Origin of the sequence: Flavobacterium sp. H4147, from assembly GCF_029360735.1 — a bacterium.
In the GTDB taxonomy this organism is placed as follows: Bacteria; Bacteroidota; Bacteroidia; order Flavobacteriales; family Flavobacteriaceae; genus Flavobacterium; species Flavobacterium endoglycinae.
Genome location: NZ_JARKNB010000001.1, coordinates 1,579,650 through 1,606,166, shown reverse-complemented (window position 1 = coordinate 1,606,166; position 26,517 = coordinate 1,579,650). Strand labels below are relative to the sequence as shown.

Genomic DNA, 26,517 nt, shown 5'->3' with positions numbered 1-26,517 from the left:
TTAGTAAAATAAAACTACAATGTTTACAGGAATTATCGAAACCCTTGGAAGGATTCACGAAATACAAAAAGACAAAAACAATCTGCATGTAACTGTAGATTCTTCTATCACTAACGAATTAAAAATTGACCAAAGCGTTTCTCACAATGGAATATGCCTTACAGTTGTCGCTATAAAGGATTCTTTTTACACCGTTACGGCTATTGAAGAAACTATTTTAAAAACCAATATTGGCGACTGGAAAGTAAATGATATTGTAAATTTAGAAAGAGGGATGAAGCTTGGCGATCGTTTAGACGGACATATTGTTCAAGGCCACGTTGACCAAACTGGAGTTTGTACCAAAATTGAAGAAGCAAACGGAAGCTGGAATTATACTTTTGAATACGACAGCGACCTCAACAACATTACAATTGAAAAAGGTTCGATTACAGTTAACGGAGTAAGTTTGACGGTTGTAAATTCTAAAACGAACGAATTCAGCGTTTCTATTATTCCGTATACTTTTGAAAACACGAATTTCAAAGATTTTAAAATCGGAACCAAGATCAATTTAGAATTTGATGTGGTGGGCAAATACATTTCCCGATTATATGCAATCAACAAATAGATCTGAAAAAGATATTCATAAAAAAAGCTTCAATTTAAATTGAAGCTTTTTTTGTTTTATTTCGATAAATAATTGTAAAACCTAAAATTAATCCCGCCACGATTAGATACGGAAGATCTTCATTTATTGGCAATCCTGGAGGCGGAATACCAGGTCCCCCTGGCGCAGGTGGCTGAGCCAAAACACTTGATGTATTCAATAAAATTAAAAAAAATGCTGAAAAAACAATTCTTATTATCTTCATAAATTTAAGTGCTGAAAATCAATACAATATATTACTGGCAAGTATTTTTTATTAGAAATTTCTCATAAAAAAAACTCTTTAAGGGAAATTCTTTGGCAAAAGTATACGATTTTTAGAAAAAAACAACTTTATGAGCAAAAATCTCACCTAAACTTAACATACGTATTTTACTATATTTTAGATTTTTTCAGTAAGCGTTTTTTCTGTTCAAAAACAATTAAAATAAACAGATTTTAAATCTATTTTCTGTTGCAGACCGCACTAAATAAGAACTTTAAATTATGAGGTATAGAAAACCAGCTTTATCTTAAAAACCTTTTTGATAACAACAAATCGCCGAATTTGAAAAAAAGTTCTCACAAAATAGTTTTTTCAAAAAAATGCATTAAAATCAAATAAGTCAGAAAGAACTGTAATTTTTAATATTGCATTTACATGAAAGAAACCTGCCGATTTTAGATTTTGAAAGCAAAAAAATATATTTGCATAAAATCAGGATTAAAAAACAATTTCAAACAGCCCGAAACCAAGCAAATTATAAATGGAAAATAAATACACAGTTGGAAGTTTGTATGCTGGTGTTGGCGGTATATGTTTAGGTTTTGAAAAATCTGGCTTTACTTTAAAATGGGCTAATGAATTTGATAAAAAAGCCTGCATTACCTACCGAAATAATTTCAAACACAACCTTATTGAGGGCGATGTAATGGAATTAGACGTAACTTCTCTAGAAAAAGTAGACATTTTAACGGCTGGTTTCCCTTGTCAGCCATTTTCTCTTGCGGGACATCGAAAAGGTTTTAACGACAGCAGAGGAAACCATTTTTTTAAAATCTTGGATTTTATTGACGAAATGCGTCCGAAAGTGGTGTTTCTGGAAAATGTAAAAAACCTCCGCGGACACGATAAAGGAAACACGCTTAAAGTCATTCAAAGCGAAATCAAAAAACGCAATTATACTTTCGATAGTTCTGTTTTAAACACTAAAGATTTCGGAAATACACCTCATAATCGAGAGCGGCTTTTCATGATTGCTTTTGACAAGGAGTTTATAAACAACAAAAAGTTCAAATTTCAATTTCCTGAAAAAGAGCACTTAACAAAATCTCTTAAAGATTTAATTATAACAGATAAAGTTCCTGATAAATTTTATTATACCGAAGACAAATACATGTATAATATGTTAAAAGAATCAGTTGTAAATAAGAATCACATTTATCAGTTCAGACGGCAGTATGTTCGAGAGAACAAATCGGGATTATGTCCTACTTTGACAGCCAATATGGGAACCGGCGGACATAACGTTCCGATCATTATAACCGATCATGGTTTCAGAAAACTAACCCCACGAGAATGTTTCAGACTTCAAGGTTTTCCCGATGAATATAAATTACCAGCTATATCCAATTCAAGTTTGTACAAACAAGCCGGAAATTCAGTAAGCATGCCTGTTATACAAAGATTGGCAGCCGAAATTTTTAAGGTGATTGAAAAAGTTGAAGCCAAAAAACTAAAAACCGAAAAAGCTTAAATACTTAAAAGCATTATCGTGCCTTCGATTTTTGCCAGACAAACTTCGAGATTCTTTTCGATGTCTTTACTCCAAAATCTCAAGACTGTCCAATTTTGAGAAATAAGAAAAGCGTTGACTTCTTCGTCACGTTGTATATTTCTTTCAATCTTCGGGATCCAATAGTCTCTATTCGATTTGATTCTTAATTGTTGAGTTTCCCAATCTTTTCCATGAAAAAACTCACTATCAACAAAAATGGCAATTTTATATTTGGCAAAAGTAATGTCAGGTCGTCCAAATATCTTTTTATTGTTTTTTCGATATCTGTAACCCAATTTCCATAAAGCTTTGGCAAGCCTTACTTCATCTTTTGTAGCAGTGCTTTTAATCGCCTGCATATTTCTGCTCCTTTGTTCTGGAGTCAAATTATCCATCTGAAGATTAAATTTGTTTCTTAAGGATAAAGTTAAGGGATTTTACAGAAAAGAAAGTTTAAATATTGAGGTGGAGAAATTTCAATTTTCACATTTAAAAGTAATGAAAACAAAAAAGCCTTTACATTGCTGTAAAGGCTTGAATTTTGTGGTCCCACCTGGGCTCGAACCAGGGACCACCTGATTATGAGTCAGGTGCTCTAACCAACTGAGCTATAGGACCGGTTTAGAGGATGCAATATTACTACTATTTTTCGTTCACTCCAAATATTTTATGACATGATTTGTATTTAATTTCAAATCAAATCGCAAGTCTTAAAAACAAGATTGATTTTCAACAGCTTATTTCAAAACAAAATCAACATTTTTTTATTTAATTTCTTGGCAAAGCTCTACTAAAACGCCATTTGTGTTCTTCGGATGCAGAAAAACGACCAATTTATTATCGGCTCCTTTCTTCGGAACTTCGTTTATCAGCACAAAACCTTCGTTTTTTAATCGGGAAATTTCAGCTTCGATATCATCGACATCAAAAGCGATATGATGAATTCCATCTCCTTTTTTTTCTATAAACTTTGCAATTGGACTTTCTGGGTTTGTCGCCGTCAAAAGTTCAATTTTATTCGTTCCTGTTTTAAAAAAAGAGGTTAACACTCCTTCGCTTTCTACGATTTCTTCTTTATAAGATGGAACACCAAGCAGTTTCTCGAACAATACATTCGCATCATTCATATCTTTAACTGCAATTCCAATATGTTCAATTTTGTTAACCATATATTTTTATTGTTGATTGATATATGTATTAAAGTAACCACATTCAGCTATAACATCTTTATAGTATTGCGTATCCGAATAGGAATTCTTCAATGTTTTAAACCCTTCCCAAGCGATAAAGTTTACTTTATCATCTTGAATATCCCACCAGTTTCTTACGTCGTTATATTTTTTATTGTAATATTCGTTTCTTTCGCATTTTGCCAGCAGGTAAATACATTTTGCTTTTTGCTCTTTTGTGGTAGCTGCTTCAAGTGCTTTTTGATAATACATTTTAGGAAGATCACAATTGGTAATCATTTTTTTCATAGGATTTCTAAATGAATACGGACTTGATCCATAACCCACAATATTTATTTCATAGAAAGTTCTTCCGTTTCCGAAATGTGTAATGTTGTAAAATGCATTTCCAAGCAGTAAACTATTCGTGTAAACATCTTCTTTTTGAGCTAGTTTATCCTGCATTTCTTTTATAGTAGTCAAAAATTCAAGCTGTGTGTATTTTCTTTTTTGATATGCCGCATGATCACAATCGTGGCAATCCTTAATACTTCCGTTAAACGGATTCCCTAAAAATTTATAGTACTGAACAGAATCTGCTTGCTGCATGAAAGCAATTGCTTCAGGGATTTTATTTTTGAAAGTCGACTGAACTGCCTGAAAGTTATTAATATCTTTTAATTTCAAACTATAAATTCCAGCAGCGATTTTTTCGATTTCGGTTTTGTCAGATTTCGCCAAGAATGATTTCATATCCAGCAAATTCTTTTCATTATCGTAAAAAGAATTTCCTCCATTCGAATAACCGTAATCAGATTCATTAAATAATTCTACCATTACAGGATTTTCTTTTGCTCTGTAAAGTGCTGCAATATAATTTTTACTCCACTCGGAAGCATTTGTATAACGAAATTCCTGTCCTTTATACGTTTTTGGAAGTTCAGTATACAACCAGTTCAAATCAGATAAAACGGTTTTGATGTTAGAGTCTGTTAGTTTATCAATTTTACTCAAGTTGTTTACAAAACGAAGAATTCTCAGCTGATAACTTGCCAATTGCGTTTTAGGAAGTATTTTAGCCGCTTTATCAAAGTTTTTATCCGCATTTGCATACTCTCCTTTTAAAGTCTGAAGATATCCCAAAGACAAATCCCATAAATACGGTCTTTCTGTATTTCCGGCTGCCGAAATTTTGGCAACTAAATCAAATGCTTGTTTATCAACTTTAGCTTGATTTTCTGTTTTATTTTCAGCGATGTTTAAAACTTTTTTAGGCTGATTTTCTCCGCCGTCTTTCTGAAATGAATTATTTATTGATTGTTCCAGCTTATTTACCAATCGCGTCGCGAGATAATTTAAATGTTCGCTTTTCGGATTTAACTCGTAAATTTTCTCAATCGCTTGCTTTTCATCTTTATAATAACCATGAATTGCCCAAAGCGCCGCTTTATCCTCATTACTTTTTGCCATTGCTAATGATTTATTCCAGTCGGAATCATTTTTCGGATTGAAACTGTATGCTGTTACTACACGAAGTTCCGGGCATTTATCAAAAACTTGTGCATACAAATAGTTCGCAGTTGCATATTTTTTCTGCTTATAATTAATTCCCGCAACATAAGCCAAAGCACGATAGTACAACGTATTTTTAGGAACTGAACTTTCTGTTTTATTAAAAAACTCAATTGCTTTTTGTTTGTTGTTACTATAAAAACGAGCTTTCATGGTCAAGAACCAATATCTATTTTTCAAAAACGGATCTGATAAAGTATTGTAGACATTTTCTATTGACTGAATCATTTTGGCATCATTGAAAGTTTTTTCAACACCAGGCTCGTAACTCCAATAATTTTCTAGAACAGAAACTGTTTCTATTTTCTGAGCTAAATATAAAAACTCAATGAAGTTTTTGATTTTATCATCTTTCAGATTGATTTTTTTACCCCATTTCAAAGAAACCGAATTGTCTTTTTTATTCTTATAAAAAACATGAAGCTGGGTCACTTCTTCTTTATTTTTAATCTGTTTTTTATCATCAGAATAATATCTTACACGTTCATCGCCAATTAAAAAATAATTCACGGTTGTCGTATCGGCTTTTCCTTTTAAATAAGAAGCCCAATCTGATTTTATGTTTTTATTGAAACGGGAATTATGTTCGGTATCAAAACCAATTCCATAGAAAATTCCACCCGATAAAAACAAAGGCGAATACGATTTGTCTGCGAAAGTTTCTGGCGTAAAATTCGAATTATATCCAAAAAAATCCCAGTCATCGCCGCCAGCACAGGCATATATTATTCCGTATACCGAAAGTAAACCAACACTAAAAACAAGAAATAACTTGTTTAAAAATATTCTTTTCATAATTTTTTAAATTGAATTCGTCTAAATCGTAAAATATAATTTCTTTTGGAGGCTGCGCTGTATTATCGTTTAAATCGTCAGCCATTTCTTTTAAATCTTCTGAAGAAATCGTTTCTGTTTTCAGCAGATCGTTTTCTTCATAATAAACACCGTTTTTATAATTTGATTGTTTTACCCTGAAAAAAATTGGACTTATCTGTTCAAATTTTTTGTCTTTTTTAAGTTCGCCAAAATTCAATTTTGAACGAAGTCCTAAAACTTTTTGATTTCTGATATGAATAGCCCAAGAATATATAGGCAAGGCAAAATCAAGAGAAAGCGGGTATTTTTTCAAGCTTTTTAAATACCTTTCAGATATTTCTCGGCTATAAATTGAGTTTAAAGAATCTGGTGCAATACTTCCCATATTGTAAAACATTAAAACTCCTGAATCGACATTGGGAATTTTCGTTTTTTTGAAATATTTTACCTGATGCAGTCTTATCGTAGCCGAAAGTTTTTTATGCGAAAGCTTTTTAACCTGCTCAATAAATTTCAGATAATTGTTCTTGCTGTCTAAACTCCAGTCGCAATCAATTTGAATTTCGGTGTATTTGATTCTATTGGCTGCATTAATTTCATCAATGAGATGAATGGTTTTCTGAGCCAGATCTTCAACATCAAGATTCGATTGCAGCATGACCTTGTTCTGAATAAAAACTATCGGAACAATTTCAAAGTGCTGAATACTGTCGTAAAAATGGATTGGGCTTATAGGAAACGGAACCTTTGTCTGCGGTTGTAATCCAATATCAAAATACCGGATATACAGTTTACTGACCTCATTGTCTTTTAAAACTTCTTTTTCTGTTTTTGAAAATTTCAGATTAGTTTTCCAATAATAGAAAACGATTATAGGTTTGTCATTTTTACTGCAGGAAGCCAGCAAAAGAAATAATGAAATCCAAAAAAACCTTTTTATCAAAACGGAGTAATCTTATAATTGAGATCAAAAGTAAGAAAATATATCTATAATGCCAAGCAAAAAGCAAAATTTGCAAATCCTAATAAATGGCTAAAAAATTTCAATTAAAGCAAATATAATTGTTATTTTGTGCAATCAAATTTAAAACCGCTATGTTTAAAAGCAAACTAAAGTATATTTCATTTTTATCTGTATTATTAATGATGAGCTGCGCCAAAAGGGGCAGTATTACCGGCGGATTAAAAGACACCCTTGCTCCTACCTTAGTATCGAGCGTTCCTAAAAACTTTAACACCAATTTTAAAGGAAATGTAATTACCTTAAATTTTGATGAGTATGTAAAACTTAAAAACACCAATAAGCAGCTTATTATTTCACCTCCTATGAAATACGAACCGCTTATTACTCCAACCAACGTGAGTAAGTTTATCAAAATTGAAATTAAAGACACGCTGCAGCCAAACACAACTTACAGTTTTAATTTCGGACAGAGTATTACCGATAATAATGAAGGAAATGCACTCAACCAGTTTAAATACGTTTTTTCTACTGGACCTTATATCGATTCGCTTACATTGGGTGGAAAAATTAAAGATGCATACAACAAAAACGTAGACAACTTTGTGTCGGTAATGCTTTATGAAGCAAATGACAAACTAAAAGATTCTACTATCTATAAAGAGTTTCCTAGATATATTACGAATACTTTAGACAGCATGCGCACTTTTAAATTTGAAAATTTAAAAGCTGGAAAATATCTTTTGGTAGCTTTAAAAGATAAAAGTTCAAACAATAAATTCAATCCTAAAGATGATAAAATCGGGTTTTTAAAAGGATATGTGACTGTTCCTTCAGATACGATTTATGAATTGGAATTGTTTAAGGAAATTCTTCCATTAAAAGCTTTCAAACCCATTCAGGCATCAGGAAACAGATTATTACTGCCTTACGAAGGAAAACAGAATTTTAAAAATTCGAAACCAAAAATTGTCCTGAAAAACAATAGCGAAATTTTGGAAACAATCGTAACCCAGTTTCCCAAAAAAGATTCACTTCAGGTTTGGTATAAGCCTTTGAAAGCAGACTCTTTATCGCTGGAAGTGAGCCGAGAGAATTACAACAAAAGATTTACTTTTAAGGTAAAAGACCAGAAAAAAGACACTTTGAATATTAAAGCGGTTCAAAATGGGGTTATTAATTTCAGAGATCGTTTTACATTAGAATCAGAAACGCCATTGGTTAAATTTGACAAATCAAAAATCAGGTTAGTCAATAAAGACTCTGCAGCTGTTGATTTCACTACCGAATATGATGAATTCGACCAAAAACTCTATGTTGATTTTAAGAAAGATCCTGAAGAGAAATACAATTTCACTTTTTTACCAGGCGCACTGACGGATTTCTATGAAAAGACAAACGATACTTTATCGTATAAATTAATCACTAAGGAACTCGCTGATTACGGGAATATTGTTATCAATTTAAAAAATGTAAAACGTTTCCCGATTATTGTGGAACTTACCAATAAAAAAGGAGAATCTGTTTTAGCAAGTGCCTATTCTGAGAAAGAAACCCGAATTGAATTCAATCTTGTTGTTCCTGATGCGTTTACTGTTCGCGTAATTTACGACGACAATAAAAACAAAATGTACGACACCGGAAGCTTTTTAGAAAGAAGATACGCCGAAGAAGTCTTTTACAGTCAGCAGGAATTTGATGTTCGTGCCAATTGGGACGTTGATCAAACTGTCGATCTGAGTATTCCGTTTAATCCAGAAGTGGAGAAAAAACAGGACGAGAAAAAGAAGAAAGAGGACGAAAAGAAACGAAAGGCATTCTAAATCTTAATTTCGAAATCATCTTTATCGCTTAAAAAATCGAGTTTTTTTCGCGTTTCCAACATTTCATTTCGATCTAAATCAACCACAAAAACACCTTCAGTTTCTTGTGGTTCTAGAATATAATTGCCTAAAAAATCTACTACTTGAGAATGGCCTGTATGTTCATAATCATGAGTATCCAGTCCTACTCTATTCACTCCAGCCACATAACTTAAATTCTCTATAGCGCGAGCTTTCAACAAAGCATCCCAAGCATTGGTGCGTACTTTTGGCCAGTTGGCAACGTATAGAAGCAAATCGTAATTTTCGACATTTCGCACAAAAACCGGAAAACGCAAATCGTAACACACTTGCAGACAAATTTTCCAGCCTAAATACTCCACAATTACTTTTTGATTTCCCGCAGTATAGAATTTATCTTCTCCTGCCAATGAAAACAAATGGCGTTTGTCATAATGCTGTATGCCGCCCGATGGAAAAACAAATAACATACGATTTAAATATTTTCCGTTTTCGGTTATTACTACACTCCCTGTAACTGCACTATTTTTCTGTTTAGAAACCGCTTTCATCCAGCTTACTGTTTCGCCTTCCATCGTTTCGGCAACAGCAGACGGATTCATCGTAAATCCAGTTGAAAACATCTCTGGAAGTACAATTAAATTAACTTCTGGATCGACTTGATTTATTTTCGATTCAAAATTACTTCGGTTGGCAGAAGCATTTTCCCAATTAAGATCTGATTGAATGAGTGCTATTTTCATATCTCAAAAATACACAATTTAAGCTAATTCTTATATTTTTCAAAAAAACCATATCTGCAATTTTTTCTCAAAATTCTTCCTGATACCGCATTTCTTTTCGGTTTTTAAATTCCATTGCAAAAAGTTATTGCAAAAAAAATGCATTCTTTGCAAAAAAAATGCAAATATGAAAAATTAATATTTATATTTGAATCGCCAACAAAAACCAAAAAAAACGTGAAAACCAAAAAATTATGAAAACAAAGCTTATTTCATTGGTATTTATTGGGGGGATTATCTTCTCAGCAAATGCAAAAGAGATTGCAATTAAAAAGCATCTTTTTGAACAAACGAGCAGTCAGATTGAAATTTCCGGCCAGATTTTAGGTCAGGATGATGGAATGCCAATTGCTGGAGCCACAATTTACGCAGAAAGCAATAGTAAAATCGCGACCATATCTGATGAAAATGGAAGGTTTAAATTAAATGTTCCAGAACACGAAAGCCATGTTATTGTATCTTACATGGGGTATGAAACTTTAAGTTTTCCATTAATTCAATCTACAAACTTAACCATACGATTAAAACCAGCTCAAAATGTTCTGGATCAGGTTGTCGTAACCGCATTGGGAGTTAAAAAAAGTACTAAAGCCATTTCATACGCTGTAACCGAGCTGAAAGGAACAGAGTTTACTAAAGCAAAAGAAGCCAATATATCAAACGCTTTAGTCGGGAAAATTGCCGGGGTTAACGTAAGCAGTACCTCAACGGGAGCGAATGGATCGACAAGAGTTGTAATTCGTGGAAACGGTTCATTAAACGGAAATAACCAGCCGATGTATGTTGTAAACGACCTACCAATCGACAACACACAATTGAATCTGCCAGGAATAGGAAACGGACCGGGATCGACAAGAATTAATGTGGATCGTGGTGACGGAACTTCTGTTATCAATCCAGATGATATTAAAAGTATTACGGTTTTAAAAGGAGGAACTGCTGCCGCTCTTTACGGATCGAGTGCCGCAAATGGTGTCATCCTGATTCAAACCAAAAGAGGCGCTGCGCAAAAAGGAATTGGTGTAGAATACAATTCGTCTTTTACATTTGAAACACCTTCAATTATACCAGACTGGCAGTATGAATACGGTTCAGGATCTCTTGGAAAAAAACCAACCACACAGGCAGAAGCTGTTGCTGCAGGCCGCTGGTCTTGGGGAGCCAAAATGGACGGTTCGAATGTGATTCAGTTTGATGGTGTTGCAAGACCGTATTCTCCTCAAAAAAACAATATCAAAAATTTCTATGAAACAGGAACAACTTTCATAAACTCTATTGCTTTATCTGGAGGAAATGAAAAAGCAGCCGGACGTCTTTCGTTTATGAATATGGACAATCAGAGTGTGGTTCCAAATTCAGATTTTAATAGAAAAAGCGTTAACATGGCGGGAAATGTCAACCTAACCAATTGGTTAAAGTTTGATGTTGTGGCGCAATACAATATTGACAAATCCAACAACAGAGTAACCGTTTCTGATGCCGAAGCCAATCCAAACTGGGGAACTTACATGATCGCCAATACGGTTGACATCCGAAATCTTGCCCCAGGTTATGATGCCAACGGAATTGAAGAAGCTTGGAATCCTGTTGCTGTTGCTACAAACCCTTATTTTGTAGTGAATAAAATTAAAAACAGCGATACCAAAAATCGTTTTATCGGGATGCTGAATGTAAAATTAAACTTCACACCTGACTTGTTTTTACAAGGAAGAATTGGTCAGGATTACACGAATTATGATTTCTTCGGATATATTCCAAAAACAACTTTAAACAATCCAGTTGGATATGCGCAGGGTTCAAAAATGAAATTATCTAATTTGAATACCGAAGCCATATTAAATTACACTAAGAAAAACATTTACAATAATTTCTCTTTAAATGCTTTAGTTGGGGTAAACTCAAGAACTTCTGAAAGAGACGAAACCAGATTTGAAGGATCAAATTTTGTATTGGATGATTTTTATTCCATAAGCAATCTTTCAACTTTAACGTACACGTATCCGTATGGAAAAACGAAAACAAATTCAGTATACGGAGCAGTTGATTTAGATTATAAAAACATCGTTTTCTTAAACTTTACTGGTCGTCAGGATTGGTTCTCTACACTTTCTAAAGACAACAACAGCGTATTTTATCCGTCAGTAGGAACAAGTATTATACTTTCTGATATTGTAAAAATGCCAGAATGGATTTCGTTTACAAAACTACGAACTTCATGGGCAGAAGTTGGAGGCGCAACACCAGATCCTTATGCTTTAAACCAGTCTTATACCATGGTTCAAGGCGGACACAACGGACAGCAGTTACAAGGTCCAACCAGTACAAGAGTTCCAAATGCAACATTGAGTCCGCTTACTTCAACCACATTTGAAGTAGGTACCGATTTAGGATTTTTCAACAACCGTTTAAATCTTGACTTTGCCTGGTACAACCGCGCTACAACAAATGATATTGTTGAAACCACTATTTCAAATGCTTCAGGAGCGAACACCGCTTTATTAAATCTTGGAAAAATGAGAAACAAAGGAGTGGAATTGTTATTAAGCGGCAAAATCATCAATTCGGATAATTTTTCATGGGATGCGAGTATCAACGGATCGTATAACGAAAATACAGTTGAAGCTCTTACAGATCAATTAAACTCTATCACCATGGCGACTTCTGTAAACGGATATGTAACAATTACCAGCGATGTGGGTCGTCCGTACAGTATTATAAAAGGATACAAACCTCGTAAAGATGCTAATGGAAATACGGTGTATAACGTAAGCGGCGGTTCTGCAAGTATTGCACAAGGACCTCTTGAAGAATTAGGCCAAGGTGTACATCCGTGGTCAGCGGGTATTACAAATGAATTTAGATATAAGAATTTCAATTTCAGCTTCTTGATTGATGGGAAATTCGGCGGAAGTTTATATTCAGGAACCGATTTATACGGAACTCGTATGGGATTAACCAAACTTACACTTGAAGGACGTGAAAGCGGTCTGCCAATTAAAGGAGTTGACACCAACGGAAATCCGGTTGATATGGTGATTGCCCCAGAAAACCTTAGAACCTACTATGATGGTTTAAGAAACATTTCGTCAACATTTGTGTACGATGCCAGTTTCGTAAAATTAAGACAAGTTGTTCTTGGGTATCAGCTTCCTATAGAAAAAATAAAAGGTTTATCTGTCCTTCAAAGCGCTTCGGTTTCATTCATAGCCCGAAACTTGTTCATCCTGTACAAGAAAACGCCAAACGTAGATCCAGAATCTGTATTTAGTGCTGGAAACGCTCAAGGTGTAGAACAATTTGGAGTACCAAAAACTAGAAGTTTTGGTTTAAGCTTAAATGTTAAATTCTAATTTACAAAGACATGAAAAAGATAACCCTTTTATATATCGCAGGAATACTTTTAGGAAGTATGTCATCTTGTACCAAAGATTTTGAAGAAATCAATACCAACCCCAATGCGGTTGAAAAACCAAATCCAAATTTCGTTTTCAGCAAATCACAGCTGGACGGATTAAACAACAATTACTTTTTTACCAATATTCTGGAATGCGGCGGTATGATGCAGCATTATGCGACTTACAAAGAAGCTTCTGGAGTGGGTGATAAATATTTAAGCAACGAGGTTTATTTTTCGGCTTATTTTAACCAAGCGTATCCAACTGCTATAAATGAAGTCGAAATTGTAATTGATGCGGTAAAAAATAATCCCGCAGAAAGCAACAAACTCAATATTGCCCGAATCTGGAAAGCATATTTATATCACAGAATTACCGATTTGTATGGAGATATTCCGTATTCAGAAGCGGCAAAAGCAAACAGCACCCAAGTGTTTTTACCTAAATACGATTCTCAGGAATTTATATATAAAGATTTACTGAAAGAATTGGATGAAGCAGCTACAAGTCTGGATGCGGCAAAAGCTAGTTTCGGAAAATCTGATTTTATCTATGATGGCGATGTAACCAAATGGAAAAAATTTGCTTACTCCTTAATGCTTCGTTTAGGTTTGAGACTTTCTAAAGTCGATGCTGCACTGGCTAAAAACTGGGTTACTAAAGCCGCAGCCGGAGGTGTAATCATAAACGGAACCGACAATGCGGTAATGAAATACACTGACGGACCAAATGATTTTAACCGAAATCCAGTTGGTTTCGATTCTAGAAGATGGGATTTCAGCGCTGGTTCGTACGGACAGAAAAACGTAGAAGGCGGAAAATTAGCCAAAACATTTATTGATGTTTTAAAAAATACGTTAGATCCAAGAATCAGTGTGTATGCAGGTGTTTGGGAAGGAACCACTCAAAATACAGCTCTTGCCGTTCAGAAAGGTTTTCCAAACGGACTTAAAGACGCTCCTACTCCTGCGCAACAAGCAACCTATTCTGAACCAAACCAAAGTACTGTTTTTAAATACGATGCTCCTTTAATGCTTTTAAGCAATGCCGAAACTAATTTCTATTTAGCCGAAGCTGCCGCAAGAGGATGGTACACAGCAGAAAGCGATAAAGATTTATATGAAAAAGGGGTAAAAGCATCGTTTCTAAACATGGGCATTTACGGCGCTGGTTATGCGATTACAGATGCTGCTCCGTATCTAACATTGAACCCTTATAATACTGCTGGAACATTCGACCAAAAAATGAATCAGATTCACACTCAAATTTGGATTGCTCTGTTTGTAGATGAACAAGAAGTGTATGCAAACTGGAGACGAACAGGTTATCCGGTATTGGTTCCTGTAAACTTTCCTGGAAATGTTACCAATGGCACAATTCCAAGACGTTTAAAATATCCAGTCAGCGAATATTCAGTGAATTCCAGTAACTTAGCTGAAGCACTAAAACGCCAAGGCGAAGATACTTTCACAACAAAAATCTGGTGGGATAAATAATATCGAAAATACATGAGCATTTTAATACTAACTGCGTGCATTGCCTTTTTAATCCTGCAAATTGCTTGGTTTAAAATCAACCCGTTTATTGCCTTTATCATAACTGCTTTATTGGCTGGTTTATTTTTAGGACTGCCTATAGAAACGTTATCGCAGACGGTACAAAAAGGTCTGGGAGAAATGCTGGGTTCCATTACTTTGATTATTGTTTTTGGAACCTGCATCGGGAAACTGACCGTGTCTTCCGGCGCAGCTAATGTTATTGCCAAAACCGTTATGGGATGGACGGGCAGAAAATACGTACGCCTCGGCTTAATGATTACCGGATTTATTGTTGGGATACCTCTATTTTATAGTGTTGGATTTGTTTTGTTAGTACCTCTGATCTTTTCAGTAGCCCATCAGTTCAAACTGTCAAAAGTATATCTGGGAATTCCAATGCTGGCGTCGCTTTCGGTAGCGCACGGTTTTTTGCCTCCACATCCGTCTCCAATGGCTTTAAGCAGTATTTTAAAAGCCGATATTGGTTTAGTTCTAGTCTACGGAATTATAATTGCTGTTCCTACGATTTTCATAGCAGGTCTGTTATTTTCAAACCTGCTTAAAAATATCAAAACCGAATCGAACCATGAGATTTTAAATGTAGAAGAAATAGCTAACGAAGGGAAACTTCCAAGTTTTTCCATCAGTTTATTTTCGGCATTATTTCCGGTTTTTGGTTTAACCTTGACCTCATTATTACCTTTAGTTTCAAGTAACGAAACAGTCATCAATATTTGTAAAACAGTTGGCGAACCAAGTATGATTATGCTGATTTCTTTACTTATCTGTACCTACACATTAGGCACACGCATGGATAGAAGTTTAGCTTCTGTTATGGATGATTATGCAATTGCCATTAAAGATGTCGCTCTGATTGTTTTAATTGTTGGTGGAGCAGGAAGTCTGAAAGAAGTAATGATTGTGAGTGGAGTAAACGAAACCATTGTTTCAACATTAACCATGACTAACATTCATCCCTATTTATTGGCTTGGATAATGGCCGCTATTATTCGGGTTTGTGTGGGTTCTGCTACAGCAGCAGGATTAATGACTGCCAGCGTTTTATTACCTTTACTACAAACTAACGGACTCGATCCCAATTTATTAGTATTGTCCGTTGGAGCCGGAAGTCTTATGTGTTCGCATGTAAACGACCCCAGTTTCTGGATGTTTAAGGAATATTTCAACATCAGCCTAAAAGACACTTTTAAATCATGGACTGTCATGGAATCATTAGTATCGGTTTTAGGAATTATTTTCGTTTTTATTTTAAACTCAATTATACATTAACATCATGAATTTATTACCACAGGAAAAATTTGAGACTTTAGGTTTATCCTTACCTCCGGCACCACAGCCGCTTGGTATTTACAAACCGTATTTAGTCGATGGTAAATATTTATATCTGTCAGGACATGGCCCGGTTCGCGACGACAAATCATTAATTATCGGGCGAATTGGCGATGATATGGATATCGAAGAAGGAAAACTGGCCGCAAGACAAGTAGGATTAACAATGCTTTCTACAATCGTAACCAATTTTGGAAGTCTTAACAAGGTAAAAAGAGTTATAAAAGTACTTGGAATGGTAAACTGCAACGGCGATTTTTTAAGACATCCTTACGTAATTAACGGCTGCAGTGAATTGTTTGCCGAAGTATGGGGACAAGAAAATGGAATTGGAGTAAGAAGCGCAGTTGGAATGGGTTCTCTTCCAGATAATATTCCTGTAGAAGTAGAAGCCGTTTTTGAATTGTTCTAATAAAAAACACGCCACAGAAAATAAAGATTAAAGAGTAATCTGTAATGGTTAATAGAAAATTTTTAATCCCAAATCTGTGGCTAGTTATTAAAATTGGCCGCAGATTTATACAGATTAAATGATTTTTTACAAATAAAAATTACACCGCCACAATTTGTGTGAATTCGTGTAATTCGTGGCAAAAAATAAAAATGAAAAATGAATACAAATATCCCGCAGACTAAAATTGCCACATTTGGAGAATTGTTGCTTCGAATGAGTGTGCCAAACGGAAACAGGTTTACCCAGGCCGGTGAAATGAAAATTCACGTGGGCGGAGCCGAAGCCAATGTCTGCGTTTTACTTTCGCAATTAGGAATTTCAAATGATTATATCACGCGTCTTCCTCAGAATGATCTCGCTCAGCTTGCTTTAAACGAACTTCAGAAATACAAAGTAAACACGACAAACTGTATATACGGAGGCGATCGTTTAGGTTTGTATTTTGTCGAAGCTGGAAACCAAATCAGGCAGTCGCAAGTCATTTATGACCGAAGCAATTCTTCTTTTGCCACCATCGGCGAAAAGCAGATTAACTGGGAAGAAGTTTTAAGTGATGCCACTCATTTTCATTGGTCAGGAATCAGTCCCGGAGTTTCACATGAAGCAGGTTTGGTTTGCAAAGAAGCAATTCTGGCTGCACATAAAAAAGGAATTCCAATTTCTTCTGATTTTAATTTCAGATCAAAATTATGGCAATACGGCAAACATCCGTCAGAAATCATGCCCGAACTGCTGCATTACAGTACGATAACGGTAGCTGATCTGGATTCGGTTGAAATTTATTTCGGAATCAAAACGGATCCGAAGGAATCTGAAGAAAATCGTTTTCAGAAAACATTCGAATTATTAAAAGCCAAAATGCCTTTCTTGAAAACACTAGCCATGAGTTTCAGAAAATCTGATGGGCCAGCACATTTATATTCAGGAATGTTACTGCACGATGGTAATTTTTATCAAACCAAAGAAAACAAAATACATTTGGTAACCGATCAAATTGGTTCTGGCGATGCTTTTACTGCGGGTCTTCTTTACGGCCTTTCACATCAGCTTTCTGGTCAGGAATGCATTGATTGGGCGGTGGCATGCGGTGTAATCAAACAAAGTATTCCCGGTGATTTTGCCATTACCAGCCCTGCTGAAATAAGTCATTTTATTAAAAACGGCTCAAGTAACAGAATTAACAGATAATAAATTCCCCAAATATGTACAGCATTTTAAAAACACAAGGCGTACTTCCGTTAGTAACACAAATCGACACTCAAACTGCCGAAATCATTTTGAAATCTGCTGCCGCGACAGGTATTAAAATCATCGAATTTGCCGCACGAGCCGCTAATGCAAAAGAAGTTTTCAACCATATGATTTCGTTTCGAAATGCTAATAATTTAGACTTAAAAATAGCGGTAGGCTCTATTTTAAATGTAGCCGATGCAGCTGTTTTTCATAAACTGGGAGCAGACTGTATTGTTTGCCCTCACACTGATCCTGAAATTGGCGAGTATTGTTTAAAAAACAATCTGTACTGGATACCGGGAGCGGCAACTTTAAACGAAATACTTCATGCCAACAAACTGGGTGCAGAAATAGTAAAACTTTTTCCTGCTGATAAAATTGGCGGCCCGGGATATGTAAAAGCAATCAAAGCGCCGTTTCCTGATTTGAAATTAATGCCAACTGGCGGTGTAACTTTAGAAGAAAGCAATTTAAAATCGTGGTTTAAAGTAGGCGTCGTTTGTGTGGGAATTGGATCGAATTTATTTTCAAAAGAACTTTTAGCGCAATTAACCTATGAAAAATCGGTTGAAGCTTTTCAAAATTTAATTGAAGTTATCGAAAAAACAAGAAACTAAATCATGAGAGAAAATTGGTGGAAAATTAATCCCGATACGCTTATCGACACTCCATTTTTAGCTGTCTACGAAGATCGTATCCGGTTCAATATAGAACGTGTAATAGGAGCTGTAAAAGGTGACACTACAAAACTTCGTCCTCATATTAAAACCCATAAAATGGGCGAAATACTCGAATTGTTTAAAATTTACAATATCAAAAAAGTAAAGTGTGCCACAATTGCCGAAGCAGAACTTGCCGCACTTTATGATATTCCGGATATTCTCCTTGCTTATCAGCCCGTAGGCATTAAAGCCGAAAGATGGGTTTCACTATTGCAGAAATATCCTGAGAGTCTTTTTGCGGCGATCGTCGATAATCTTGATTCGGCGAAAGCCTTAGATAAACTTGCTCAAGAAAATAATTTGACCTTGAATGTTTATCTCGACTTAAATACCGGAATGAATAGAACAGGAATTTCAGTTTCTGAAGATTGGTCTGCTTTAATTGAAAAAATTCTCAAATTAAAAAACCTTCATTTTTCCGGCGTCCATATTTATGACGGACATTTAAAAGGCACTGTTGAAGAAAGATCTGCAGCGGCTTCTGAACCTTTTTTTGCTGTTAGTGAACAAATCGAAACGCTGCAGCAAAAACTGGATTACGAATTAAAAATCGTAGCGGGCGGTTCGAATACCTTTCCTTTTTATGCCAATCAGGAAAACGTAGAATCAAGTCCGGGAACATTTGTTTTCTGGGATATTAATTACACGAATAATCTGCCGGAGCAAAACCTTAGACCAGCCGCAGTATTGGTAGGCACTATAATTTCAAAACCTACTCCATCGACTTTTTGTATTGATATTGGTTATAAAGCAGTAGCTTCAGAAAATCCTATCGATAAAAGACTCGTAATTTTAAATGATGAAAACCTGATTCCGGTTTCGCATTCAGAAGAACATCTGATAATAGAGAATCAAGGAAAAAATGAGTATAAAGTTGGCGATACCATTTATGCCGTTCCTTATCATGTGTGCCCAACCTGCGCATTATACAATACTGTTCAGGTTGTTGGAAAAGACCATCTCATTTTTAATGAATGGACAGTAGCGGCAAGAGCTCGAAAAATTACTATTTAAAATTAAAATTCGTTACTATGTTTATATTAGATGCCCATTTAGACCTGAGCATGAATGCGATGGAATGGAACAGAGATCTAAGAAATGATGTAAAAACCCTGCGTCATTTAGAAAAAGGAATGACCGACAAACCTGATCGTGAACGTGCGACTGTTTCGTTTCCGGATTTACGACGCGGCAATATTGGAATTGTCGTAGCCACCCAAATCGCTCGATTTGTAAAACCAGACAGTATTATTCCGGGTTGGAATTCTCCTGAACAAGCTTGGGCACAAACACAAGGTCAGCTGGCGTGGTACAAAGGCATGGAAGAAGCCGGCGAAATGACTGCGATTACCAATAAAGAATCGCTTTTAAAACATTTTGCTTTATGGAACGATGGAACGCCAAACGATAAAAAACCAATTGGCTATATTTTAAGTCTCGAAGGTGCTGATTCTATTGTCGACATTTCTTATTTAGAAAAAGCTTACGATTATGGTTTACGCGCTATAGGTCCTGCACATTACGGTCCCGGACGTTACGCCAACGGAACAGATGCGACTGGAAAAATGAACCAAAATGGTTTTGATTTACTAAAAGAAATGGAGCGTTTAAATATTATTCTTGATGCTACTCATTTGTGTGATGATGCTTTCTGGCAGGCAATGGATTATTACAATGGTCCAATCTGGGCGAGTCACAACAACTGCCGAAGTCTGGTGGATCATAACAGACAATATAGCGATGAAATGATAAAAGCATTAATTTCTAAAGGCGCTGTAATTGGCGGCGCTTTAGATGCTTGGATGCTGGTTCCGAATTGGAAACGCGGTGTTTCGACACCAAAAGGTACAAACTGCGATCTCGAAACCGTTTTTAAACACATGGATCACATCTGTCAACTGGCCGGAAATGCAAATCATATTGGCATAGGTTCAGATCTTGACGGTGCTTTTGGCACAGAACAATGTCCGTATGATTTAGACACTATTGCCGATTTGCAGAAATTGGTTTTGATTTTTAAAAACCACGGTTATACCGATGAAGATTTAAAGAAAATCTTTCACCAAAACTGGATTGATTTTTTAGTAAAAAACTGGGATTAAATAAATACTAAACTTGGAACTGCCTTTTTATACGACTGTAATTTTGGGTCATTCGGATCAACTTCGGTAACCACATAATCCACTTCGGATAAATTGGCAATTTTCATTTTTAGAACTGTATCCAATTTTTCAGAAATAGTCAGAATAGCCGTTTTTTCAGAAGCTTGAATCATCGCCTTTTTTACTTGAACCGTTTCCCAGTCAGAATCTGAGAAACCACCTTCAATATCTAAGGCATTCGTTCCTAAAATCAGCAAGTCAACTTTAATATTGGCCAGCTGATTGTAAACATCACCGCTTACGCACATCTGACTGTATGATGAAATACTGCCGCCAATCATAATGATTTTTACATTGGGTTTGTCTAGAAGTTCCACAGCAGATAAAACGGTAACCGTAAAAATAGTAAGATTTAAATCATTTGGAATTAAGCGGATAAATTCACGAATTGTGGTTCCGCCGCCAATTAATAAAACCATACCGTCATGAAGAAGTCCTAATGTTTTTTGCGCAATAATCTTTTTAGATTCGCCCGCATAGGTTTGATTAGATGAAGAATGATGATACGCTTTTGTCATCGCACCGCCTTTTACTTTAATAAGCAGCGATTCTGACTCAAGTTCGTTTATATCACGTCTTACCGTATCTTCTGAAACAAATAATTTAGAAGAAAGCGTTTCAAAACTTACCCTTGTATGCAGATTAATCTCTTTTAAGATAAGATTTTTACGTTCTTCTTTAGTGTAATTTACAACTTCATTGTCATTGTTCATGTAATCTCAATTTTGATAGACAAATGTAAACAAATATTGCAATATTATTGCGAAACAAAATATAACACAAAGTAATTAAAAAGTTAACAAGTCTATTTTAAAGACATTTAAATAAAAATCAAGATTGCAAAAAAAATGCAGCCTTAATATACAAACCGTAAATTTGTTTAACCAACCTGAAAACCATCATGCATAAAAACATATTTCTCTTTATAATGTTTTGCTGTTTCTTAGGAAATGCTCAAAATTCATCAGGCAATACTTCGATTATTCCAGCGCCAAATTTTTATAAAGTTTCTGGAGATAGTATTCGTTTAAATGGACAAATAAAAATTTCTTTCGAAAACAATAAGTACAGTCCAAGAGAATTGAAAACAGCACAAATTTTCGAGTCGGCTATAAATAAAAATACAAGTTCAAAAAAGAGCAACATCCAAGTTTTGTTTGTTACCAAAAATCCATCTTCTTCCACAAAAAAAGAAGCTTATAAAATCACTATTACTTCCAAAAAAATAACCGTTACCGGAAGTGAAGAAGGATTATTTTATGCGGTTCAAAGTTTAGTACAGCTTTTACCCAACAAAATCAAAAATCAGGAAATAAAATTGCCTTGCGTAACCCTTGAAGACGAGCCGAGATACAGCTACCGCGGGCTTCACCTTGATGTTTGCCGCCATTTTTTCTCTGTTGATGTTATAAAAGATTTTATAGCACAAATGTCATATTATAAATTAAATAACTTTCACTGGCATTTAACCGACGATCAAGGCTGGAGAATTGAGATCAAAAAATATCCAAAACTGACCGAAATCGGATCGAAAAGAGCACAGACTTTAGTGGGCAATAAATTCGAAAGATCGCCATACTTTTTTGATGGAAATCCGTATGGTGGATTTTACACTCAGGAACAAATTAAGGAAGTGGTAAAATTTGCCGAAGACCATTATGTAAATATTATTCCTGAAATCGAAATGCCGGGTCATGCTACAGCGGCCGTTACAGCTTACCCAAATTTATCGTGTTTTCCTGACCGAAATTATAAAGTTGTAGAATCGTGGGGTGTTTTTGAAGATATTTTCTGCGCAGGAAAAGAGGAAACTTTTACTTTTCTAGAAGATGTACTGACAGAAGTAATGGCACTTTTCCCAAGTAAATACATTCACATTGGTGGTGACGAATGTCCAAAAGCAAGATGGAAAGAATGTCCAAACTGCCAGAAACGAATCAAAGATTTAGGTTTAAAAAATGAACATGAATTACAAAGTTATCTCACCACGCGAATAGAAAAATTCCTAAACGCAAACGGCAGACAGATTCTAGGCTGGGATGAAATGCTGGAAGGCGGACTGGCACCAAATGCTGCTGTAATGTCCTGGCGTGGTGAATCGGGAGGAATCAGTGCAGCGAAACAAAAACATTTTGTAATCATGAATCCTGAACAGGTTTTATATTTAGATTACAATCAAGGATATTCACCACAAGAACCTTTAACGATTGGAAGATTAACCACAGTTGAAAAAATATACAATTACAACCCTACTCCTGTTGACAGCTTAACGGTCGATGAGCAAAAATACATTATGGGCGCACAGTCCAACCTTTGGTCAGAATATTTAACCAGCCCTGCCAAATTAAATTACATGCTCTATCCCCGCCTATTTGCTTTGGCAGAAATCACTTGGACAGAACCTCAGAATAAAAATTACAATCATTTTATTTTACATCAGATTCCGCATCATTTAGAAAAGCTGGAATCGCAAAAAAGATTGTATAAAGTCCCAACTCCATTTGGCTCTGAAGAAACTGCCTTAATTGCATCAAAATATACTTTAGATTTAAAACCTACGATTAAAAATGGAAAGATTTTCTATACTATTGACGGCTACAATCCTGATGAAACGGCTGAACTTTACAGCAAACCAGTAATTGTAAATATTCCAAAAGGGGAATTCAGGATTATCAAAGTGGTTCAAATCAGTGAAAGCGGCAGAAGAAGTTCTATTAATAAAATCATTGTCCGCAATCCCGATTCGAAACCTGCTTTGACAACTCAACCCAAAAAGAACGGTTTGAAATACGAATATTTTACTGGAAATTTTCAGCAGGTTCAAGATTTAGAATTTTCGAAACCTGTCAACTCAGGAATTTTGGAAGGCAAAATCAGCAGTGAAAAATGGAAAACAAAAATAGAGCGCTATATCGGTTTAAAATTCGACGGATATATCTTTATACCTGAAACTGGAAATTATACATTTTCAACACTTTCTGATGACGGATCGAAGCTTTTTATAGATAATGAGCTAGTTGTAAATAACGATGGGATACATTGGCTAAATGAAGCTTATGGAGCAGTGAAATTAGAAAAAGGATTTCACAAATTCAACATCAGTTATTTTGATCAAGTGGGCGGAACGGTTTTAAATTGTTTTATGCAACAGGAAGGCAAGGTAAAGCAAGAAATAAGTGCTTCACAATTATTTTACGAATAAAAACAAAAAACGCTTCCGTCGTAACGGAAGCGTTTTTTCAAATATACTAAATTGTATTCTTTATCCTTTTAAGCTCGCTGCTAAATACTCACGGTTCATACGCGCGATATTTTCAAGCGAGATTCCTTTTGGACATTCGATTTCGCAGGCTCCTGTATTAGTACAGTTTCCGAAACCTTCTAAATCCATTTGATGAACCATGTTTAATACACGGTCAACTGCCTCAACTTTACCTTGTGGTAATAATGCATATTGAGAAACTTTTGCAGAAACGAATAACATTGCTGAAGAGTTTTTACAAGTTGCCACGCAAGCACCGCAACCAATACAAGCTGCAGCATCAAATGATTTATCTGCATCGTGTTTGTTAATTGGAATTGTATTCGCGTCGATTGTATTTCCTGAAGTATTTACAGAGATAAACCCTCCTGCGTGCTGGATTCTGTCAAAAGAACTTCTGTCAACCACTAAGTCTTTAATTACAGGGAAAGCTTTTGCTCTAAATGGCTCGATAAAAATCGTATCTCCATCTTTAAACATACGCATGTGTAACTGACAAGTTGTAACACCTCTGTCTGGTCCATGCGCTTCACCATTGATGAATAAAGAACACATTCCGCAGATTCCCTCACGGCAATCGTGGTCAAATGCTACAGGCTCTTCTCCTTTGTTAATTAGATCTTCGTTAAGAACGTCTAACATTTCAAGGAAAGACATATCTGGTTCGATTCCATCGATAGGATATTCTACAATCCCTCCTTTATCTTGTGCGTTTTTTTGACGCCATATTTTTAATGTAAGTTTCATACCTTTTTCGTTTGAAAGTCATAAAGTCGAAAGTCAAAAGTCGCTTGGCACATTTTGCCTTTTGACTTTAAGACTTTGGGCTTTCGACCAAATTCTTATTTATAACTTCTTTGAACTAATTTAATGTTTTCGTAATTCAGAGGTTCTTTGTGTAATACGGCATCACTTGGTTTTCCTTTATATTCCCAAGCGGCAACGTATGCAAAGTTTTCGTCGTCACGAAGTGCTTCTCCTTCTTCTGTTTGGTATTCCTCACGGAAGTGACCTCCACAAGATTCGTTACGGTGTAAAGCATCTTTCGCGAACAATTCTCCTAATTCTAAGAAATCGGCAACACGAGTCGCTTTTTCTAATTCCTGATTGAATTCGTTAGCACTTCCAGGAACTTTTACATCTCTATAAAACTCTTCACGTAAAGCAGCAATTTCTTCGATAGCTTCAGTTAAACCTTTAGCATTACGAGCCATACCTACTTTATTCCACATAATTTTTCCTAATTTTTTGTGGAAGTAATCTACAGAATGTTTACCATTATTATTGATAAACTTGTCAATTTGATCTTTTACCGCTTTTTCAGCTTCAACGAATTCCGGTAAATCTGTAGAAATTGGACCCATTTTAATATCTGGAGCTAAATAATCTCCGATAGTATATGGCAATACAAAATATCCATCAGCTAAACCTTGCATTAAAGCAGAAGCTCCAAGTCTGTTTGCTCCGTGGTCAGAGAAGTTAGATTCTCCAATTGAGAAACATCCAGGAATTGTAGTCATTAAGTTATAATCAACCCAAGTTCCACCCATTGTGTAGTGAACCGCTGGGTAAATCATCATTGGCGTTACATAAGGATCTTCGTCAACGATTTTCAAGTACATTTGGAATAAGTTTCCGTATTTACTTTTTACGATTGCAGTTCCCAATTTAGTAACTAAAGCCGCATCGTTAGCATCTAAACCTTTTACGTAAGCTTCTTCAGTTCCGTAACGTTTGATTGCTGCTGCGAAATCTAAGTAAACTGCTTCACCCGTTTTGTTAACTCCAAAACCGGCATCACATCTTTCTTTAGCTGCACGAGACGCAACGTCACGAGGTACTAAGTTACCAAAAGCAGGATATCTTCTTTCTAAGAAATAATCTCTTTCGTCTTCAGATAAATCAGTTGCTTTTTTCTTTCCTTCGCGAATTGCCTGAGCATCTTCTAATTTTTTTGGTACCCAAATACGACCATCATTACGTAACGATTCAGACATCAAAGTCAATTTAGACTGATGATCTCCTGAAACCGGAATACAGGTTGGGTGAATTTGTGTGTAGCAAGGATTTGCGAAAAACGCTCCTTTTTTATGAATTTTCCAAGCTGCTGTTGCGTTACTTCCCATAGCATTTGTAGAAAGGAAAAATACGTTTCCGTATCCTCCAGAACCAATTACTACCGCGTGAGCAGAATGTCTTTCGATTTCTCCTGTAATTAAGTTACGAGCGATAATACCTCTCGCTTTTCCATCAACGATTACTAAATCTAGCATTTCGTGACGGTTGTACATTTTAATTTTTCCACGACCAATTTGACGGTTCATTGCAGAATAAGCTCCTAACAATAATTGTTGTCCTGTTTGTCCTTGTGCGTAGAATGTACGAGAAACCAAAGTTCCTCCAAAAGAACGGTTATCTAATAATCCGCCGTATTCACGAGCCAATGGCACCCCTTGAGCCACACATTGGTCAATAATGTTTGCAGAAACTTCAGCCAAACGGTGAACGTTTGCCTCACGTGCACGGTAGTCACCTCCTTTTACAGTATCGTAGAATAATCTGTAAACTGAGTCACCGTCACCTTTATAGTTTTTTGCCGCGTTGATACCTCCTTGTGCTGCAATAGAGTGCGCACGTCGTGGAGAATCTTGGAAGCAGAATGCTTTTACGTTATATCCTAACTCAGCAAGAGTAGCCGCAGCCGAACCTCCAGCTAAACCTGTACCAACAACGATAATATCTAAATTACGTTTGTTAGCTGGGTTTACTAAATTAATATGATCTTTATAATTTGTCCATTTGTCCGCTATAGGACCATTTGGAATTTTTGAATCTAATGCCATTATAATTG

21 protein-coding genes and 1 tRNA gene are annotated in these 26,517 nt (G+C 35.6%); 12 read left to right on the top strand and 10 right to left on the bottom strand.

The annotated features are described in order from the left end of the window. The first annotated feature begins 19 nt into the window (after nucleotides 1-19). A complete protein-coding gene (locus P2W75_RS06990) occupies nucleotides 20-610 on the top strand; it encodes a riboflavin synthase (protein WP_276379799.1) in 591 nt (196 codons plus the stop codon). A 34-nt stretch (nucleotides 611-644) separates the two neighbouring features. On the opposite strand, the gene P2W75_RS06985 is transcribed toward P2W75_RS06990, so the two are convergent. Beyond that, the gene (locus P2W75_RS06985) at nucleotides 645-854 is read right to left on the bottom strand and encodes a hypothetical protein (RefSeq protein ID WP_276379797.1); all 210 of its coding nucleotides are present in this window, start codon (nucleotides 852-854) and stop codon (nucleotides 645-647) included. A 541-nt stretch (nucleotides 855-1,395) separates the two neighbouring features. On the opposite strand from P2W75_RS06985, the gene dcm reads away from it, so the two are divergent. Next, complete coding sequence (gene dcm, locus P2W75_RS06980; protein WP_276379796.1) at nucleotides 1,396-2,385, top strand: DNA (cytosine-5-)-methyltransferase; 990 nt, start codon at nucleotides 1,396-1,398, stop codon at nucleotides 2,383-2,385. On the opposite strand, the gene P2W75_RS06975 is transcribed toward dcm, so the two are convergent. The 5 genes from P2W75_RS06975 to P2W75_RS06955 all read right to left on the bottom strand — a co-directional run bounded on the left by P2W75_RS06975 (nucleotide 2,382) and on the right by P2W75_RS06955 (nucleotide 6,906). Further along, the gene (locus P2W75_RS06975) at nucleotides 2,382-2,801 is read right to left on the bottom strand and encodes a very short patch repair endonuclease (protein WP_207294448.1); all 420 of its coding nucleotides are present in this window, start codon (nucleotides 2,799-2,801) and stop codon (nucleotides 2,382-2,384) included. The two genes, dcm and P2W75_RS06975, sit on opposite strands and share 4 nt — an antisense overlap. 149 nt (nucleotides 2,802-2,950) lie before the next feature. Beyond that, a tRNA-Ile gene (locus P2W75_RS06970) sits at nucleotides 2,951-3,024 on the bottom strand. A gap of 146 nt (nucleotides 3,025-3,170) precedes the next feature. Next, nucleotides 3,171-3,575 carry a methylmalonyl-CoA epimerase gene (mce, locus tag P2W75_RS06965; RefSeq protein WP_276379793.1) on the bottom strand — a complete coding sequence of 135 codons (405 nt, stop codon included), beginning with the start codon at nucleotides 3,573-3,575 and terminating at the stop codon, nucleotides 3,171-3,173. Between the two features lie 6 nt (nucleotides 3,576-3,581). Next, the gene (locus tag P2W75_RS06960; protein ID WP_276379791.1) at nucleotides 3,582-5,942 is read right to left on the bottom strand and encodes a hypothetical protein; all 2,361 of its coding nucleotides are present in this window, start codon (nucleotides 5,940-5,942) and stop codon (nucleotides 3,582-3,584) included. Next, entirely contained in the window at nucleotides 5,902-6,906 is a 1,005-nt protein-coding gene (locus P2W75_RS06955) for a hypothetical protein (RefSeq protein ID WP_276379789.1), read from the bottom strand. Before P2W75_RS06955 ends, P2W75_RS06960 begins: the two co-directional genes overlap by 41 nt. 152 nt (nucleotides 6,907-7,058) lie before the next feature. Between P2W75_RS06955 and P2W75_RS06950 the strand changes: the two genes are divergently transcribed. Next, entirely contained in the window at nucleotides 7,059-8,747 is a 1,689-nt protein-coding gene (locus P2W75_RS06950) for an Ig-like domain-containing protein (protein ID WP_276379787.1), read from the top strand. Here P2W75_RS06950 and P2W75_RS06945 read toward each other — a convergent pair. Continuing rightward, a complete protein-coding gene (locus tag P2W75_RS06945) occupies nucleotides 8,744-9,511 on the bottom strand; it encodes an amidohydrolase (RefSeq protein WP_276379785.1) in 768 nt (255 codons plus the stop codon). The two genes, P2W75_RS06950 and P2W75_RS06945, sit on opposite strands and share 4 nt — an antisense overlap. Before the next feature lie 233 nt (nucleotides 9,512-9,744). On the opposite strand from P2W75_RS06945, the gene P2W75_RS06940 reads away from it, so the two are divergent. From P2W75_RS06940 to P2W75_RS06905, 8 genes are all read left to right on the top strand, one after another. Beyond that, entirely contained in the window at nucleotides 9,745-12,900 is a 3,156-nt protein-coding gene (locus P2W75_RS06940) for a SusC/RagA family TonB-linked outer membrane protein (RefSeq protein ID WP_276379783.1), read from the top strand. A gap of 11 nt (nucleotides 12,901-12,911) precedes the next feature. Next, nucleotides 12,912-14,441, top strand: coding sequence for a SusD/RagB family nutrient-binding outer membrane lipoprotein (locus P2W75_RS06935; protein ID WP_276379780.1), 1,530 nt, complete (start codon nucleotides 12,912-12,914; stop codon nucleotides 14,439-14,441). A 12-nt stretch (nucleotides 14,442-14,453) separates the two neighbouring features. Then, nucleotides 14,454-15,773: a GntP family permease gene (locus P2W75_RS06930; RefSeq protein ID WP_276379778.1), complete on the top strand. Its 1,320-nt coding sequence runs from the start codon at nucleotides 14,454-14,456 to the stop codon at nucleotides 15,771-15,773. 4 nt (nucleotides 15,774-15,777) lie between these two features. Next, the gene (locus P2W75_RS06925; RefSeq protein ID WP_053473321.1) at nucleotides 15,778-16,245 is read left to right on the top strand and encodes a RidA family protein; all 468 of its coding nucleotides are present in this window, start codon (nucleotides 15,778-15,780) and stop codon (nucleotides 16,243-16,245) included. Nucleotides 16,246-16,443: 198 nt separating this feature from the next. Further along, complete coding sequence (locus P2W75_RS06920; protein ID WP_276379767.1) at nucleotides 16,444-17,475, top strand: sugar kinase; 1,032 nt, start codon at nucleotides 16,444-16,446, stop codon at nucleotides 17,473-17,475. Nucleotides 17,476-17,489: 14 nt separating this feature from the next. Then, nucleotides 17,490-18,137: a bifunctional 4-hydroxy-2-oxoglutarate aldolase/2-dehydro-3-deoxy-phosphogluconate aldolase gene (locus tag P2W75_RS06915; protein WP_276379766.1), complete on the top strand. Its 648-nt coding sequence runs from the start codon at nucleotides 17,490-17,492 to the stop codon at nucleotides 18,135-18,137. A 3-nt stretch (nucleotides 18,138-18,140) separates the two neighbouring features. After that, complete coding sequence (locus P2W75_RS06910) at nucleotides 18,141-19,256, top strand: D-TA family PLP-dependent enzyme (RefSeq protein ID WP_276379764.1); 1,116 nt, start codon at nucleotides 18,141-18,143, stop codon at nucleotides 19,254-19,256. A 17-nt stretch (nucleotides 19,257-19,273) separates the two neighbouring features. After that, nucleotides 19,274-20,344: a dipeptidase gene (locus P2W75_RS06905; protein WP_276379762.1), complete on the top strand. Its 1,071-nt coding sequence runs from the start codon at nucleotides 19,274-19,276 to the stop codon at nucleotides 20,342-20,344. Here P2W75_RS06905 and P2W75_RS06900 read toward each other — a convergent pair. Beyond that, the gene (locus P2W75_RS06900) at nucleotides 20,341-21,117 is read right to left on the bottom strand and encodes a DeoR/GlpR family DNA-binding transcription regulator (protein WP_207294435.1); all 777 of its coding nucleotides are present in this window, start codon (nucleotides 21,115-21,117) and stop codon (nucleotides 20,341-20,343) included. The genes P2W75_RS06905 and P2W75_RS06900 overlap by 4 nt on opposite strands. Before the next feature lie 188 nt (nucleotides 21,118-21,305). On the opposite strand from P2W75_RS06900, the gene P2W75_RS06895 reads away from it, so the two are divergent. After that, entirely contained in the window at nucleotides 21,306-23,606 is a 2,301-nt protein-coding gene (locus tag P2W75_RS06895; protein ID WP_276379759.1) for a family 20 glycosylhydrolase, read from the top strand. Between the two features lie 60 nt (nucleotides 23,607-23,666). Here the strand turns inward: P2W75_RS06895 and P2W75_RS06890 are convergent, their stop codons facing one another. Next, the gene (locus P2W75_RS06890; RefSeq protein ID WP_207294433.1) at nucleotides 23,667-24,413 is read right to left on the bottom strand and encodes a succinate dehydrogenase/fumarate reductase iron-sulfur subunit; all 747 of its coding nucleotides are present in this window, start codon (nucleotides 24,411-24,413) and stop codon (nucleotides 23,667-23,669) included. Between the two features lie 95 nt (nucleotides 24,414-24,508). Continuing rightward, on the bottom strand, nucleotides 24,509-26,509 hold the full coding sequence (locus tag P2W75_RS06885) for a fumarate reductase/succinate dehydrogenase flavoprotein subunit (RefSeq protein ID WP_207294431.1): 2,001 nt from the start codon (nucleotides 26,507-26,509) through the stop codon (nucleotides 24,509-24,511). Nucleotides 26,510-26,517: the final 8 nt, after the last annotated feature.